This window comes from Peribacillus sp. SIMBA_075 (assembly GCF_046534585.1).
In genome coordinates, this window is the sequence record NZ_JAWRYN010001611.1 from 1 (window position 1) to 236 (window position 236).

1 pseudogene is annotated in these 236 nt (G+C 46.2%); it reads right to left on the minus strand.

The window, feature by feature from the left end:
- A pseudogene (locus SB775_RS33875) lies at positions 1-236 on the minus strand (MFS transporter); the annotation flags it as partial.

The window sequence follows — 236 nt, forward strand, 5'->3', positions numbered from 1 at the left end:
ATGGCCACAACAGCCACAACCGCATCGAACATAAAGATCTGTAAAATGGTCGAGTGGCTTTCAATCAAACCTGTTACGACCGGGATGACAATGGCCGACACCCCGCCGGCTGTTGAGATAATCCCTGTCATCGTTCCTTTGTTCTTCCAGAAGAATTCAGCCATCACCGTTAATGTCAGCTGAAAGACACCAGCTGTTGAAAATCCCAATACAAATGAATTGACAGTTCCTATGAC